Source organism: Providencia sp. 2024EL-00732 (genome assembly GCF_044006275.1).
Lineage (GTDB): Bacteria > Pseudomonadota > Gammaproteobacteria > Enterobacterales > Enterobacteriaceae > Providencia > Providencia huashanensis.
Genome location: NZ_JBIPDG010000001.1, coordinates 1,067,375 through 1,082,516 on the forward strand (window position 1 = coordinate 1,067,375; position 15,142 = coordinate 1,082,516).

Sequence of the window (15,142 nt, forward strand, 5' to 3'; positions counted from 1 at the left end):
GATTGCCTGTAATAGAATATTCAAATTGGTTAAACCTATTCCATAAAACCAAAAGTATTTTGGTTTGGTTGCAATTCTAATATTGCAGACGGGTTTCCAGTAATTGGTAAATTATTTGGTTGTAAACAATAAAATGGCAATAAGCTTTTGACATCACTGCGGATTGTTTCGCATACAGAAGCTGATGATGTCAAAACCAAACGCCCCTCCTCATTTAACGGAATAAACATAGAAGGTGCATAGGAAGTTCTCACTTTCCCCACTGTTTTACCAATTTGGTAGACAACATCATAGCCAACCACAACTAATTCCATTTTTTGCGCTGGTACACAGGTTGGGTCACGCTCATAAAACAAGGATGGGAACCCCTTACCTTGTAGCGCTTCTATCATAAAGACCATTTTACATTCGCTTTGCGCAGGGTGAAAACGAGAAAGTGATTGTTGGTCAAAAGTACCTAAAACCCCAGTTACCGTACAATTTTGGTACTCAACAAGCCGGTTAGATTTGATAGGCTCAACCGATAATACGGTTGCTAATTTAATTTCAGGCTCACGCGTGAAGATAACAACTAACAATACAATAAGGCATGCCACTATAGCTGCTAATAACAACTTAAATTTTAGCTTCATAGTACAATCCTTATTAAATTAATACTGACCTATTGTAACGGCTACTCAAGATAATTCGATGCATTACATGCATTAGATATATTTTTTAGATTTATCCGAAATTATAATTGTTAAATTTTACTTAATATAAGATTTAAATTAATTAAATGTGAGGTTTAATATCCATGATATGACTCAGCGATAAATAAAATAGGTTAAATTAACTATATTAATCAATATATTATAGTTTATTGATTTCTAAATTTTCTGAGTTATACCAATATATTTACAACATACATCTTTCATCAATAAAAAATGTTACCGTAACTGATTATAATATGAGCTCAATATATGGTTTTAAACTCATCTTTATTATCCGTATAAAGTAACTTAGACCTCTATAAGTAATGCCTGTAATATAATCGATCACCAACCAACTAAAATTGATCTAAATAGTTTTTATTACAAATATTAACGTTACTAAATAAAAATACTCTCATATACGATATCAATATGATTCTTTTATCATTGATTTTATTGGTTATTTTAACCACATTAAAAAATAATGCACCTAATCAAATTAATAACTAGGTGCATAAAATTTGATGAAGATCAATTAGATATGTTAACAAATCGCGGCTAGTGTAATTTCAACTTGGGTCGTATAATTCGGTTAATACTCCCTACTAACATCATTAAGCCCGTTTTGATATAACCATGCAAAGCTATCTGGTGCATACGATACAAAGAAATATACACAAAACGTGCAATACGCCCTTCGACCATCATATCTCCACGCATCAAATTCCCCATCAAACTGCCCACGGTACTAAAGCGTGATAGTGAGACTAATGAGCCATGGTCTTTATAAACATAATCTTTTAATGGTTTTTCTTTCATCATGGCTAAAATATTGTCATAACAACGACTTGCCATTTGATGTGCAGACTGCGCCCTTGGCGGTACAAAGCCCCCTTCAGGTTTAGCACATGAGGCGCAATCGCCAATCGCAAAAATCATATCATCGCGTGTAGTTTGCAACGTAGGCTTAACTACCAGTTGATTTATACGATTTGTTTCTAAACCTGCGATGTCTTTCATGAAATCCGGCGCTTTGATGCCAGCAGCCCAAACCATTAGATCAGCAAATACTTTGCCGTCTTGTTTAGTATTCAAACCATCAGCATCAGCGCTAGTGACCATAGTTTTAGTCAATACATTGACACCAAGCTTGTTTAACTCCTGATGCGCAGCGCTAGAGATCCGCGGAGGTAAAGCAGGTAAAATACGCTCCCCAGCCTCAATCAGAGTAACATTGAGAGCATCGGTATCTAGCCCTTTAAACCCATAACTAGTGAGTTGCTCAACCGCATTATATAATTCAGCGGATAGCTCAACACCTGTAGCCCCGCCCCCAACTATGGCAATATTCACTTTTTCTTCTGCATTATCACGTACAGAATAGCGTAAGAACAGGTTTAGCATTTCATCATGAAAGCGATGAGCCTGCTGTGGATTATCTAAGAAAATACAATGTTCTTTCACACCTGGGGTACCAAAATCATTCGACTTGCTTCCCAGTGCCATCACTAAAATATCATATTCAAGCTCACGTAAAGGAACTAATAATTCACCATGTTTATCATATAGCTCACCAAGCACTATTTTTTTATTATCACGGTCAATATTAGTCAATGAACCTAACTGGAAATTAAATGCATTATGGCGCGCATGGGCAAGATAGCTAATCGCATCAACCCCATCATCCAATGAACCAGTAGCAACTTCATGTAACAATGGCTTCCATAAATGGCTTGGATTACGGTCAACGAGTGTGATATGTGCTCGTTTTTTCCGGCCTAATTTGCGCCCTAAACGTGTTGCCAGTTCCAAACCACCGGCACCACCCCCGACGACGATGATTTTTGGTTGAGATAAGGTCATAAATCCCTCGAAACAAAATATATTAATGTTATCTAAGCACTTTTATGATAAAAAACTTAGATAACATTAATTAGCCATGCCTTACACTATGAATGAAATAGAATAACATGACTGGGTAATTGGTAATACCAAATGTTGATCCATATCAATTTAGTTGATTATTATGACAACCATCACATTCGTCAAATCATTTTTAACGAGGAATGAATCGAATCAGCTTGAGATCGTTCAAACAGTTAAGTTCACAACGAATTAACGATAATGAGAATTATTATCTCATTGTTTTTGATATAGACGCTACCGTTAATTGTTAACCCAAAGAAAAAGGGTTGAGATAAATGCTGAAACAAAGAAAAAACCCGAAGAGATTAAACACTTCGGGTTTTTAGTTGTTATATCGTTCGATTTAACTAGTTAATTTTTTTGATACGTACATCAGTTGGGACTGAAACTGGTGAGTTATCTTTAAAATAATGCATCAATGCTTCGTTATCAGGCACACTGTAAACACGGTCTTTACCTTGATTAAACGCGCTGAATCGGCTACCACCCGTTGCTAAAAACTCATTGGCTGCAACTCGATAGCTTTTTTTCATGTCTAACGGTTTACCATTTAACTTCATTGATTTTTGAATGACTTTATCACCAACAGGTCGGCTATCATCCCATTCGTAATAAAAACCTTTAGAAACAGGCATTACTTGTGGACGCGCACGATCCCATTGTTGTTCTAACGCCTGTTTGATTTGCTCACCCGTTAAAGATTGAGTCACGACAACATTTGAGAATGGTTGAACAGTAAAAATATCACCATAGGTCAGTTCACCGGCTTTCAGATCAGCACGAATACCACCACTATTCATAAAGGCGATTTGCGCACCACCAGCTTCTTTACTTGAAGCGGCATAGAGTTGACCATCAGCGATAATTTTACCTAATGTAGAGTCACCCGCTGGCAATAATTTTTTGTCTGAACTCTCCGTCAAAGTTCCCATCACTTGTTGTGAAATAGGTAACGCAATTTGTTCATATCTTTGAACAAAAGTCGTTAACTCTGGGTTTTTCTCATAACGTTTTGTTTCAACAGGAATATTTTTCGCATTGATGCTAACAATATCTTTTGTATTTCTATCAATTTCAATATTTAACTGAGAAAGCAATGCGCCATTTGATTGTGCAGAAATCACGGTTTTACCATTGATTTCACAATTGTACGCTTGATGCGTATGACCACTGACCACAAAGTCTACAGCGCCATCTAGTTGGTTTACAATATCAACAATTGGGCCTTTGATATTATCACAACGGTTAATATCTTTAACTTTCGTATCAACTTGCTGTGTCGCCCCTTCATGGATCAGAACACCGATGCTATTAATACCTTGTGCCTTCAATAGCTTCACTTGGTTATTAATAGTTTCAACTTCGTTTTTAAACTCTAATCCAGCGGTACCGCTTGGCGTTACAATAGCAGGTGTGCCTTCTAAAGTTAGGCCAATAAACGCCATTGGAATACCATCAAATTCTTTAATGAAATATGATGGGAACAGAGTTTCACCTGTTTCTTTTACAATAACGTTAGCCGCTAAATAGTTAAAATCGGCACCTGCAAATGAGTCTTTACCAACACAACCCGCGGTTGGATGACAGCCACCATTTTGCTTTCTTAATAGCTCTTCTTTGCCTTTGTCAAACTCATGGTTACCAACTGCACTGGTTTCCATGCCTATTGCACTTAATGCTTCAATAGTAGGCTCATCATAGAACATCGATGACAATAATGGGCTTGCACCAACTAAATCCCCTGCACCAACAACAATAGTTTTATCATTCTGCGCTCTTAACTGGTTTACTAAGGTGGCGATTGATTCTATTCCACCTAACTTACCATCTCCTGGCGCTTTTAGTGCGCCATGGAAATCATTGATACCAATGACCTGAACTTTAACCGTATCCGATGTTTTCTGAGCACAACCGGCCAGTAAAGCACCTGAAATTAACAGTGTGAGTAGCCCAATTTTATGTTTCATTTATCTTACCTTTTATTGTAAATTTCACTCTGCTGGCAACTACATTTTGAACCGATAAGTGGTTGTCATTGAACCAGATAAGGAGTGCGCACGGCGTGAATGGCCATCATATAGCTTAGGCGTTGTATAATCGTTCTCTTGGCGGTGATGCCAACCTAAACCTCCGCTCAATGACACGGATAGGTTTTCAGTTGGTTTCCAATAGCTGAACAGACCCAATTGACCTTGTTTTAACCTTTCACCTTCATATTTAAATTCTGAGTAATTGGTACGAGCACCAACAGAAAGCTCTTTACTTACACGATATTCGGCAGCCATCGCGACCATAGTTTCCCCATCACGAACGTAATCGATATCCGCATAAGCTGGCGAGTTAAAACGACCACGCGTATTACCAATTGGGTTACGTGCGAATTGACCGACACCATTTGCTTTTTTTGCTTGAGTGTAAGTTAAACCAGCGCGGAGTGTCCAAGGTGATTCTGGAATACGCCAGTCAGCGGTTCCTGCATAGTGCCATGCTCGTTTGTCGAAATTACGCTTACCGATAGCATCATTTTTTTCGGTGCGCTTACCATCACTACCATATTCATGATTGTAAATTTGCGTTCCAAGCGTAACATCTGAAGTTAACTTATATTTAGCTTCGAGACCTTGCTGACGAAATAAATCATCTGCCTGCCCATAGAAATAGTGAACAGTCAATGGCTTAGTATTGTAATTAATACCACCAGTGATCACATGATTAACCTTATGTCGTTTACCATTAGCATCAGTAAAATACATAGCATCAATATTTGGACTATCACGACGCATTACTTTTTTGTCGAGATAGAGTAAATCTAGGCTCCAGTCATCAATTGCTGTATTGGTGTAATAACCGCTATAACTGTTTAATGAAAGACGTTGTGAATTAGTAAAAATACCTTTGTTTTTCAGTGTGAACCAACCCGCTTTACCGTGGAATTGAACAGGGTCAAGGTCGAATTTTACTTTCGCATAACGTTGTCCGATTTTGTTATAGCCTTTAGCGTGACCATCGTCGTTATATAAAATTGCACGGGAGGCGAAGTCTTTACTTGCACCGAGTTTAATACCACCATAGTAAGAAGCATCAAACCCGATTACGTCAGCAAAATAACCTGATTTGAAATCAGCTTGGAAGTTTTGACCCCAAGCGTTAGCAACTTGTTTTCTATAGCGTTGCTCATTTTTATCAAAACGATTTTCGGTTTTTAAGTACTTCCACATGTTACGAGTTGACAGTTCTAACTCAGAATCCGCAATAAATGAATTTTCTTTAATTGTGTTTTCCCAATTGCTGGCATTTGCCATTGCGACTGCTAAACAGCAAGGAGAAAGCATTAATAGCGCAATATTTTTAACTTTCATTGAAATTAACCTAGTTAATGATTATTTGAATTAATTTTATGCTGCCTCATGTAACCATGAACAACAAAACACCATTTTTATTTTTAGCTTAATAAAACAACTTTACTTAAAGTCAAACTGATACATCCCTTTCAAACACATAAGTCAATTTTTAAAATAAAAAATTCAATACAGATATTTCACTGCATTAGTGTTTACTTAATTACCATAAATAAGGCGTTCTACTTATAGTAAAGACCTAATAGCCTTTAATAATTCACTACCATTACTTTACTCAAATTCCGCGTTAATTTTAGTTAAGAAACAATATTTCAGATATTATTTAAACAAGCGTTAATACACACGCCACTATATGTTGTGCTTCTATTTTCTTATTTAATAGGCAGAGTCATAGTCTGAGAAATGCTTATCTCAATCAAAGGAACATTATTTAACTTAAAACGCCACCATCCAGTTTATTGTTATTTTTATAATCGATTAGTTATTGCTCTAAATTGTCATAAAAAATTCATAATGTGGATGCTAACGTAATTTTACGTCAATTAAAACGATCACTGTCACAACACGTTACATAAGTTGCATTATTTAAACCAACTAATAGTGATTAAGATCACACTTGTTTTGGTGTTTATTTATCACTGTAAGCATTACTGACAATAAAGATGAGGGAACATTTGATAGCGCAGTACACCGTGAATAGTTAAAAAATAGACATTACCCCTAAATAACCTTTAGATACTGATTAAAAAAAACTCATATGCATAGATTTTTTTAATACTTGTATAATTAATTTACTGTTAATTTATCTAGACATGAAAAATTTGAATGAAACTGTTTTTTTATACATTAAAATTAATGTTAATAATATTACAAAAAAGATAAGAGTATTTAAGCATTAAGGTTAATCGATTTTATTTAGCTATCCACTAATTTAAATTTATCTTAACTTTTATCATTAATAGCTATTATCATTTTCTTTTTACTTATAGGCGCTCTCACCAAAATAAAGTGATACATAAGACAAATATCCGGCTGTTTATATTGAAAAAACACCTAGCAATATCAATATATGTATCCATTACAAATAAACTATGGATTATTATTTTGAGTTGACCTTTAAAAGACTACAGCTTAAATGAATAGAATAATTAATTATTTTTTTGAATGTAACCATTATGCTAGATACTTTACCATCACATTTTTAATATAATAATATGATGATTTAATCATTATATTAATAACGTTACGGGTAACTTTCAAAGTGGTTATACTTCCCTTTCATACTATTTATACGTCGTTATTTTTCACTTCAATGCGTATTTATGCAAAATAGCCGGTAAATAGTTTAATTTACCGGCTATATTTTATTCACCTTAATGTTATTGACGGTGTGCTTGCCATCTTTGGTGTAAATCCACTAATTGCCGATGACTTTCTTGCCAACGAGCCAACCCTTGTAACTCGGTCAAACTGTATTGACGGCCACTGTGATATAACTTAGAGGCTTGGCTATCATGCTGTTTAGGTAAGTTATCAAGTACACTTACCGCACCTTCGCGGTTATTGCACACCAAAACCATATCACACCCAGCATTTAAAGACGCTTGTGCTCTTTCTGGATAGCTCCCCATAATTGCTGCCCCTTCCATCGATAAATCATCAGAAAAAATGACACCATTAAAACCAAGCTGTTCCCGTAGCACTGATTTTAACCAAAATGGCGAACCACTCGCAGGGCGTTCATCAGCTTGAGTGTAAATGACATGCGCTGGCATAATTGCATCAAGTAATTCACGTTGGATAAAATCTTTAAAAATCGACATATCTTTACCTCGGATAGTTTCCAATGTACGGTCATCACGAGGTGTTTCTTTATGCGAATCAGCTTTAACTGCACCATGCCCAGGGAAATGTTTCCCTGTTGTCTTCATCCCCGCACTGTGCATTCCTTTAATAAAACGTTCTGCCATCATCATTGCCATTTCAGGATCTTTATGGAACGAACGCTCCCCAATCGCGATACTTTGATGGCCAAGATCCAACACTGGGGCAAAACTAATGTCAATATCCATCGCTATCATTTCTGCTGCCATTAACCACCCCGCTTCTTGTGCCAACTTAGCACCGTCCATAGGGTTATTTAGCTCAGCAAAAGCCTGTGCCGAAGGTAGCGCGGTAAAACCATCACGAAAGCGTTGTACTCGCCCACCTTCTTGGTCAACAGCAACCAGCAGACGGTGCCTTGACGCATCACGTATTTGGCGCACAAGCTCTCGTAATTGTGCAGCATCATGAAAGTTACGGGTAAATAAAATCAAGCCCCCCACTAATGGGTGAGCCAATATTTCGCGCTCTTCGTTATCTAATTCATAACTTTGAACATCCAGCATTATCGGACCCATAACATGCCTCACTTATTTAACTAAATCAAAAATTATTCGTTGATAACTTTATTATCAACCCAACAAACCGAAGTAGTGGCGTAATGACTGCGAGTGTACCAAAAAATGCGATAATTGACTTTTATTCCACTGCACTTCATACCACATTAACGTCATATATTTTACCCATGGTTCCCATAACTGGCAGTGCTGAGCTAATTGTTGTTTATCCCGATAAGCACTTTGCACATCACAGTATTGCATGAGAAAAAAATGACGCTGTTTATCTGTCAGACTATTAAATTGAAAATAGGTTTCTAACGAAAATGCAATATCAGTATTTGCGGCATATTCCCAATCCAATAGCATTAACTCCCCTGTATGAGTACTAATGATATTTTTAGGATGAACATCCATATGTGCAGGGGCCAACTTCAACGTTTTTGGCAATGCAGTAGAGAGGAAATGACGATGTAGTTTTTTCCAACGTGGTGACAAACGTTTGGTATCAACCAAATAACCATAATGCGCAATTTCATCGCGCAGTTGCAAGCGGTAGCCGAATAGTGCGCTGCAATGTAATTGTGCAAGCGTATTTGCTAGTTGGCATTGAAAATCAGCGGATAAAAATGTGGATGGGCCCGGATGCAAGCCTTCACACCACGCCAACAATAACCATTGAGCGTTATAACCAACGACAGTCGGTGCAAATGTGTATGGTTGCAATTGTCTTAATATACGCGCTTCTTTCCGGCGATCCACATATAGACAAGACTGAGTCTCACCATTAGCACGAGCCACTAATTGAAGTGTGCGATTAGACTGCACACACTGCAATAAATAACTCCCGCCTGACAACCCTGTTAACGGCGTTATTTCCCAGTGACTTGATTTAATCTCTGGGAAATAGGTAGATAACAGCGTAATAAGTGACTGTCTGTTAATCAATACTGTGCTTTCCAGTCCAAATAATTTCGCCTGTTTGCACTTCCATTAGTTGCATTTCAAGGCTCTTATCTTTATTTGAACCTGACATAACACTGTAAATCACATAATCAGCTTGTACATAACGCCCTAGACCAATCGCCTTACTACGCGTCACTAAGCTATCTTCTTGTGATAAACCTAATGTTTTACGTGCAGAACTTACCACACTTTGAGGGACTACTTTGAAACGATTGGTATTTTCAACTGCGCTAGCCATTGTTGATGTAATAGTCTGTACAGGCAATGAGCCATTCGTATTGTTTTTCACTGAATCAACTAATAACACTTTGCCACTTTCCACTCCATCCGCAGCAACCATTTGACCAACCAAAGGTGTTATCGATGCAGCCCAATCAGTTGTTTGCTGTTTTGGCGGTGTCGGAACGACATCCGTTGGCGGTGGTGTCACTTCTGGTGGTTGATCCGGCTCAACAGGAACAATCGGTGGTTGTGTTCCCGGCTGTTGAGGTGGGTATGATGGGCAACCTGCTAAGATTAAAGCTGCTACCGCAACCATTAAGATCCGTTTCATTGTTTTTCTCCAGCCTTAGGTGATAAAAACACATGGACACGCACATTGCTAGCGCGTGATGAGGAGGTCATGGCTTGAATAGTTTCTGTTGAATTCGCTGCAATTTGCTGATGTAAGATACTCGAAGTATCCACCTTCAACCCTTGTTTATCGTACCAATATAAACGATACGCAATCTCTACGGCATCAGGCTGCAAATTACTCATACTAAGCGTGGCAACAGTTTGGTGGTTTTCAACACTAATCACGGGGGACTCAACAATGACCCCTTGGGCTAAAACTGCTGGTTCCATAATAACGCGCTGCTGCTCATTAAAAACTAACCCTTGAGGTTTGTTATTTAAACAGCCAGTTAATAACACAGCCATCAGCCCAAGTATTACTATGCGGTTCATTGTATGAGCCCCTTCCTATTATGATTTAGCCAATAAAGGCCCTAATGGGCGACCACCCACTAAATGCATATGAATATGGAATACCTCTTGTCCAGAATGCTCATTACAATTCATAATCAAACGATAGCCATTTTCAGCAATGCCTTCTTCTTTGGCAATTTTAGCTGCCACCGTAAATAAACGCCCTAACGCCAGTTCGTCATCCACCGTCACATCGTTTACTGTGGGGATTAATTTATTGGGGATAATTAAAATATGTGAAGGCGCTTGTGGCGATATATCACGAAATGCCGTGACAAGCTCATCTTGGTAAACGACATCCGCAGGGATTTCGCGACGAATGATTTTACTAAAAATTGTTTCTTCTGCCATATCAATTCCCTTACTAATCCAATAGTTAGTTTATATATTGTTAACAAGTTACCCGTTATTCGAGCCAACATTCAAATGAAATAAACGATTGAAATTTTGTGTTGTAATTTCAGCCATTTGTTCAACGCTAACCCCTTTCAGCACCGCCATGTATTCAGCCACATCACGTACGTATGCAGGCTGATTTTCTTTTCCACGATGCGGTACTGGGGCCAAATATGGGGAGTCTGTTTCGACCAAGATTCTATCTAGGGGCACAATACGCGCCGCTTCTCTGATTTGTTCAGCATTGCGGAATGTCACAATCCCTGAAAATGAAATATACATTCCTAAATCGAGCAATTCGCTAGCTGTCGCTTTGTCTTCAGTGAAACAGTGTAATACCCCACCACACTCACTAACTTGTTCTTCACGTAAAATTGTTAGCGTATCCTTTTGCGCAGCACGCGTATGTACGATCACGGGTTTATTTACTGCTCGGCCGATACGGATATGCTGACGAAAAGACTCTTGCTGCAATGCAGCATTCTCTTGTTGATAGTAGTAATCAAGCCCTGTCTCACCCAGTGCCACAACCTCAGGGCCGGCGGCTAATTGTGCTAAGCGCTCAAAGTCATAGCCTTCGTCTAAATTAAGTGGATGAATACCACATGAAAAAGCAATATTGTCACGTAACCCAATGAGCTTTTTCATCTGTTCAAAACCGGGCAGCGTTGTTGCCACGGCAAGCATGAAACGGACATCACGAGCCGATGCCTTAGCGATAACATCATCGACATTAGTGTGTAATTTTTCATAATCTAAACAGTCGAGATGGCAGTGTGAATCAACAACAAACATATTTAACTCTTTTTAAAATGAAGGTGAAGCCAATAAGGCTTCCCATTGTAATAATTGATTGGTCAGAATAAGTTCCTGATTAAGCGCAGGAACTGTCAATAATTGATAACGACAATGTAGCCACTGTTCATAAGCCTCCAATAATTGAGAACGGTTCATGGTACTGGCCAATTGCATAACTTGTGCAAGATGATCTTGGTTAATACAGAACGTTGTCGCACCTTGCTGTACTTTAACTGCATCGGAAAGTAAGGTTAATAACCAACTTAGGGCAGCTGAAGCTTCTTCAATATTCAATCGTGGCAATAAACTTAGCATATCCCGCGTTTGTAATGCTGTAGAGATACTTTGGCATAATGCATTCCGTTTTTGCCAAAGATGTTCTTCTAACAGAGCCAGAGCGGCTACTGGAGCACCTTGACAAAGTTTCAATGCGGTTATTGCGTGATCAACAACTACATTTGGCTGTTGTTTTTGTAACCAATACAACGCAATTTGTGGGTCAGGAGCTGGCAAAAAATGACTTAAACAACGGCTACGAGTTGTGGCAAGTAAATTCTCTGGTTTGTCACTACTTAATAGAAAATAAGTGTCTTTTGCAGGCTCTTCCAGCGTTTTTAGTAACGCATTCGCCGCAGCATCAGTGAAAGCTTCAATTCTAGGAATATACACCACTTTATTGCCACCTTGTTGAGAATGACTACTCAAGGTTTCAATTAATTTCCTAACAGCATCAACACTGACCGTTGATTTACCTTTTTCAACGTCAATAACATGATAATCGGGGTGTGTTCCTGCTAGCATTAATCTGCAGCTATGGCACTTCCCACAACTTTTCAGCCCTTCACGATCTTGGCAAATAAGCCAACGACCAATACCATAGCAAAGTGCATCGGCCCCATTTCCAGGCAAAGAATGAAGTAGTAAGGCATGGTGCCCTCGCCCACTTTGATAGTTCGCTATAATTTGCCGGTAAGGTTCATTTAACCAAGGATACCAATTCATGTTATTAACACCTTACTTTTTGCCTATCATTATTTAGCTAGCCATTGGGTCAGTGTTTGGCGAATATCATATTGTACTTGCTCAATATTTTGGCTCGCATCAACCGTCAGTATTGTTTCATCTTCCGCTGCCAGTTCAAGGTAGCGGTGACGGGTCCTTTCAAAAAAGGCTAACGATTCTTTTTCGATTCTATCTAACTCACCGCGGGACCTTGCACGTTGTAAGCCCAATTCTGGCGATAAATCAAGATACAAGGTTAATGATGGTTTAAACTCACCAAGTACCAAATCACGTAACGACTTCATTAACTGGTGGTCGATTTCCCTTCCGCCGCCTTGGTACGCCTGTGATGACAAATCATGGCGGTCACCAACAACCCATTTACCTGCGGCTAAAGCCGGTTTAATCACTGTTTCAACGAGTTGAACTCGCGCTGCATATAACATTAATAACTCAGCTTTATCGGTGACTTTATCGCCTTCAATCCCTTGTTTGATCAGCTCTCGTAGCTTTTCGGCTAGTGGCGTCCCACCTGGTTCCCGAGTGAAAACGATATCCGTAATACCCGCCTGATTAAGTGTATCTACCACCGTATTGATTGCAGTCGTTTTGCCTGCACCTTCTAATCCTTCAATAACAATAAATTGATTTTTCATTTTTTTATCATTTTTGCTGTTCAAATTGGCGATAAACTTTGACCGCCCGATTGTGTTCATTCAAGTTGCGACTAAAAGTATGACCGCCTTTACCATCTGCGACAAAATAGAGGTAATCCGTTTTAGCTGGGTGCGCAGCCGCTTTTATTGATGCCAAACTTGGCATTGCTATCGGTGTTGGCGGCAACCCATCAATTTTATAAGTATTGTACGGTGTGTAATTGTCTAAATCACTACGATAAATCTTACCATCATACTTATCACCTAGGCCGTAAATAACTGTTGGGTCGGTTTGTAAGCGCATATTTTTCTTCAAACGATTAACAAACACCGATGCAACTTGCGACCTTTCACTCTCTACACCGGTTTCTTTTTCAATAATTGAAGCCATAATCAGCATTTCATAAGCATTTTTATAAGGTAGGTCTCTATCTCGCCCTTGCCATTCTTCTTCAAGGCTACTTTGCATGCGCTTATATGCACGCTTTAAAATTTCCGTATCTTTTGTCCCCGCCGTATATAAATAGGTGTCAGGGTATAACCACCCTTCTAGTGTACCTTCACCTTTGAACCCGATAAACGCATGAAGTTCTGCTGGTGTCATCTCTGTCGATGTATGTTCTAAGTAAGGGGCATCACGTAAAATGTTACCCCAATCATTCAATCGGTTACCTTCAATAAAACGAATAGAAAATTGAGCTTCTTTACCGCTAACCACTAACGATAATAATTGTTCTACGGTCATGTCAGGTTGTAAACGGTATGTCCCCGCTTTTAATTGAGCGAGTTCCGGCCGTAATTTTAATAACCATTGAAACTCATTCCCCTGCTCAATCATATTTTCTTTGACTAGCAAGGCTTCAAATGCAACTCGCCCGGTCCCTGTAGGAACCGTTAAAATTTTCTCTTGAGTCAAGTTAATGGGGGTTTTCGCATAGTTCATGACTTGACGATATTGTAAATATACGGCAACGGCTACAACAGCAGTAAGAGTCACAGTAATCAGAATGATTTTTTTGGCTAATTTCATTTATTGACCATTTCAATAAGTGTTTAGGTAATAGTGATATAGTTTTTAGATACTAGATTTTGCAGCGCAAAAAGAGATACTCAAATAATTCACGCGACATGAATTGTAATGGCGACTGCCCTTTGCTTAACTGAATGCTTTGTACAGGTAACACTGGCATCAATGCATTACAAATAATCACTTCATCACAATAATTCAAAATAGAGGCAAACCGCTCAACTTCTTGAAAATGGTACTGACTATCTTGCAGTAGTGCTATGATCTTTTGTCTCATTAATCCATTCACACCACAATGAGATAATTTTGGGGTGTAGACTGTTTGACCAACTCGCCAAAAGACATTGGCACTACAACATTCAACGATAACGCCGTTGGTATCAAGTACGATGGCCTCATCCGCGTTATACTCATCAATTTCTTGTCTGATAAGAACTTGCTCTAACCGGTTGAGGTGTTTCATACCTGCTAATAATGGGCTACGTGCCAATGGGATCTCACTTAAGATTAACGCAGCCCCTTTACATTGTAGTTGAACATAGTTTTGTGGAAAGGGAGAAACACTGACAATCACTGTTGGTGAATTAAAGCCTCTAGAACTATAACCCCGCCCCCCTGCACCACGGCTAATTATCACCTTTAGCACCAGTTCATCTTCTACTTGCTGCGCGCAAATATGCAATAAATGCTGTTTCAGCATACCCCAGTCAGGCTGAGTTATTTTCAACCGCTGGCTGTCATGCTGCAAACGTGCAATGTGCTCATCTAACATTTTAGCTTGCTGATTAACGACATGTACGGTCGTAAAGCAGCCGTCCCCAAAAGAGACTGCGCGATCAGTTACGCTTATTTGCTGGCAAACTTGCCCATTAACCCAATATGACATTGATAATACTTATAATAAAAGCTGATAAATCAGACAGTAAACAAGATGAGTCATCATAAACTAAAGCGAATGGCTGTGCAAAGA

General features: G+C 38.7%; 14 protein-coding genes. All 14 read right to left on the reverse strand.

Annotation, left to right across the window (positions count from 1 at the left end; translation table 11 throughout):
• Window positions 1-35 precede the first annotated feature (35 nt).
• The 14 genes from umoD to pabC all read right to left on the reverse strand — a co-directional run bounded on the left by umoD (window position 36) and on the right by pabC (window position 15,058).
• On the reverse strand, window positions 36-632 hold the full coding sequence (gene umoD / locus ACHB7C_RS04930; protein ID WP_395346550.1) for a UmoD family flagellar biogenesis regulator: 597 nt from the start codon (window positions 630-632) through the stop codon (window positions 36-38).
• 618 nt (window positions 633-1,250) lie between these two features.
• On the reverse strand, window positions 1,251-2,555 hold the full coding sequence (locus ACHB7C_RS04935; RefSeq protein WP_042843456.1) for an NAD(P)/FAD-dependent oxidoreductase: 1,305 nt from the start codon (window positions 2,553-2,555) through the stop codon (window positions 1,251-1,253).
• 410 nt (window positions 2,556-2,965) lie between these two features.
• The gene (locus tag ACHB7C_RS04940; RefSeq protein WP_129466064.1) at window positions 2,966-4,585 is read right to left on the reverse strand and encodes a bifunctional UDP-sugar hydrolase/5'-nucleotidase; all 1,620 of its coding nucleotides are present in this window, start codon (window positions 4,583-4,585) and stop codon (window positions 2,966-2,968) included.
• Window positions 4,586-4,624: 39 nt separating this feature from the next.
• Complete coding sequence (locus ACHB7C_RS04945; protein WP_042843454.1) at window positions 4,625-5,977, reverse strand: OprD family outer membrane porin; 1,353 nt, start codon at window positions 5,975-5,977, stop codon at window positions 4,625-4,627.
• 1,379 nt (window positions 5,978-7,356) lie between these two features.
• Entirely contained in the window at window positions 7,357-8,379 is a 1,023-nt protein-coding gene (gene nagZ, locus ACHB7C_RS04950; RefSeq protein WP_042843453.1) for a beta-N-acetylhexosaminidase, read from the reverse strand.
• 54 nt (window positions 8,380-8,433) lie between these two features.
• Complete coding sequence (locus ACHB7C_RS04955) at window positions 8,434-9,306, reverse strand: phosphotransferase (protein ID WP_129466065.1); 873 nt, start codon at window positions 9,304-9,306, stop codon at window positions 8,434-8,436.
• Complete coding sequence (gene lpoB / locus ACHB7C_RS04960) at window positions 9,299-9,877, reverse strand: penicillin-binding protein activator LpoB (RefSeq protein ID WP_042843451.1); 579 nt, start codon at window positions 9,875-9,877, stop codon at window positions 9,299-9,301. The genes ACHB7C_RS04955 and lpoB overlap by 8 nt, the downstream gene beginning before the upstream one ends.
• Window positions 9,874-10,272, reverse strand: a complete 399-nt coding sequence (locus ACHB7C_RS04965) for a YcfL family protein (protein WP_042843449.1) — start codon at window positions 10,270-10,272, stop codon at window positions 9,874-9,876. The genes lpoB and ACHB7C_RS04965 overlap by 4 nt, the downstream gene beginning before the upstream one ends.
• Window positions 10,273-10,290: 18 nt before the next feature.
• Entirely contained in the window at window positions 10,291-10,644 is a 354-nt protein-coding gene (gene hinT / locus ACHB7C_RS04970) for a purine nucleoside phosphoramidase (protein WP_042843448.1), read from the reverse strand.
• 48 nt (window positions 10,645-10,692) lie between these two features.
• Window positions 10,693-11,484, reverse strand: coding sequence for a metal-dependent hydrolase (locus ACHB7C_RS04975; protein ID WP_042843447.1), 792 nt, complete (start codon window positions 11,482-11,484; stop codon window positions 10,693-10,695).
• A 12-nt stretch (window positions 11,485-11,496) separates the two neighbouring features.
• Window positions 11,497-12,489 (reverse strand): DNA polymerase III subunit delta', encoded by a 993-nt coding sequence (gene holB, locus ACHB7C_RS04980; RefSeq protein WP_210814357.1) that lies wholly within the window; start codon window positions 12,487-12,489, stop codon window positions 11,497-11,499.
• A gap of 29 nt (window positions 12,490-12,518) precedes the next feature.
• A complete protein-coding gene (gene tmk, locus ACHB7C_RS04985) occupies window positions 12,519-13,145 on the reverse strand; it encodes a dTMP kinase (protein ID WP_042843445.1) in 627 nt (208 codons plus the stop codon).
• A 7-nt stretch (window positions 13,146-13,152) separates the two neighbouring features.
• Window positions 13,153-14,175 carry an endolytic transglycosylase MltG gene (gene mltG / locus ACHB7C_RS04990; RefSeq protein ID WP_042843444.1) on the reverse strand — a complete coding sequence of 341 codons (1,023 nt, stop codon included), beginning with the start codon at window positions 14,173-14,175 and terminating at the stop codon, window positions 13,153-13,155.
• Window positions 14,176-14,227: 52 nt separating this feature from the next.
• Complete coding sequence (gene pabC, locus ACHB7C_RS04995) at window positions 14,228-15,058, reverse strand: aminodeoxychorismate lyase (protein ID WP_071548161.1); 831 nt, start codon at window positions 15,056-15,058, stop codon at window positions 14,228-14,230.
• Window positions 15,059-15,142 lie beyond the last annotated feature (84 nt).

What these genes read in the sequence shown, in the direction of transcription:
- umoD (WP_395346550.1), bottom strand. Translation starts at nt 632, where the DNA reads ATGAAGCTAAAATTTAAGTTGTTATTAGCAGCTATAGTGGCATGCCTT.
- ACHB7C_RS04935 (WP_042843456.1), bottom strand. Translation starts at nt 2,555, where the DNA reads ATGACCTTATCTCAACCAAAAATCATCGTCGTCGGGGGTGGTGCCGGT.
- ACHB7C_RS04940 (WP_129466064.1), bottom strand. Translation starts at nt 4,585, where the DNA reads ATGAAACATAAAATTGGGCTACTCACACTGTTAATTTCAGGTGCTTTA.
- ACHB7C_RS04945 (WP_042843454.1), bottom strand. Translation starts at nt 5,977, where the DNA reads ATGAAAGTTAAAAATATTGCGCTATTAATGCTTTCTCCTTGCTGTTTA.
- nagZ (WP_042843453.1), bottom strand. Translation starts at nt 8,379, where the DNA reads ATGGGTCCGATAATGCTGGATGTTCAAAGTTATGAATTAGATAACGAA.
- lpoB (WP_042843451.1), bottom strand. Translation starts at nt 9,877, where the DNA reads ATGAAACGGATCTTAATGGTTGCGGTAGCAGCTTTAATCTTAGCAGGT.
- ACHB7C_RS04965 (WP_042843449.1), bottom strand. Translation starts at nt 10,272, where the DNA reads ATGAACCGCATAGTAATACTTGGGCTGATGGCTGTGTTATTAACTGGC.
- hinT (WP_042843448.1), bottom strand. Translation starts at nt 10,644, where the DNA reads ATGGCAGAAGAAACAATTTTTAGTAAAATCATTCGTCGCGAAATCCCT.
- ACHB7C_RS04975 (WP_042843447.1), bottom strand. Translation starts at nt 11,484, where the DNA reads ATGTTTGTTGTTGATTCACACTGCCATCTCGACTGTTTAGATTATGAA.
- holB (WP_210814357.1), bottom strand. Translation starts at nt 12,489, where the DNA reads ATGAATTGGTATCCTTGGTTAAATGAACCTTACCGGCAAATTATAGCG.
- tmk (WP_042843445.1), bottom strand. Translation starts at nt 13,145, where the DNA reads ATGAAAAATCAATTTATTGTTATTGAAGGATTAGAAGGTGCAGGCAAA.
- mltG (WP_042843444.1), bottom strand. Translation starts at nt 14,175, where the DNA reads ATGAAATTAGCCAAAAAAATCATTCTGATTACTGTGACTCTTACTGCT.
- pabC (WP_071548161.1), bottom strand. Translation starts at nt 15,058, where the DNA reads ATGTCATATTGGGTTAATGGGCAAGTTTGCCAGCAAATAAGCGTAACT.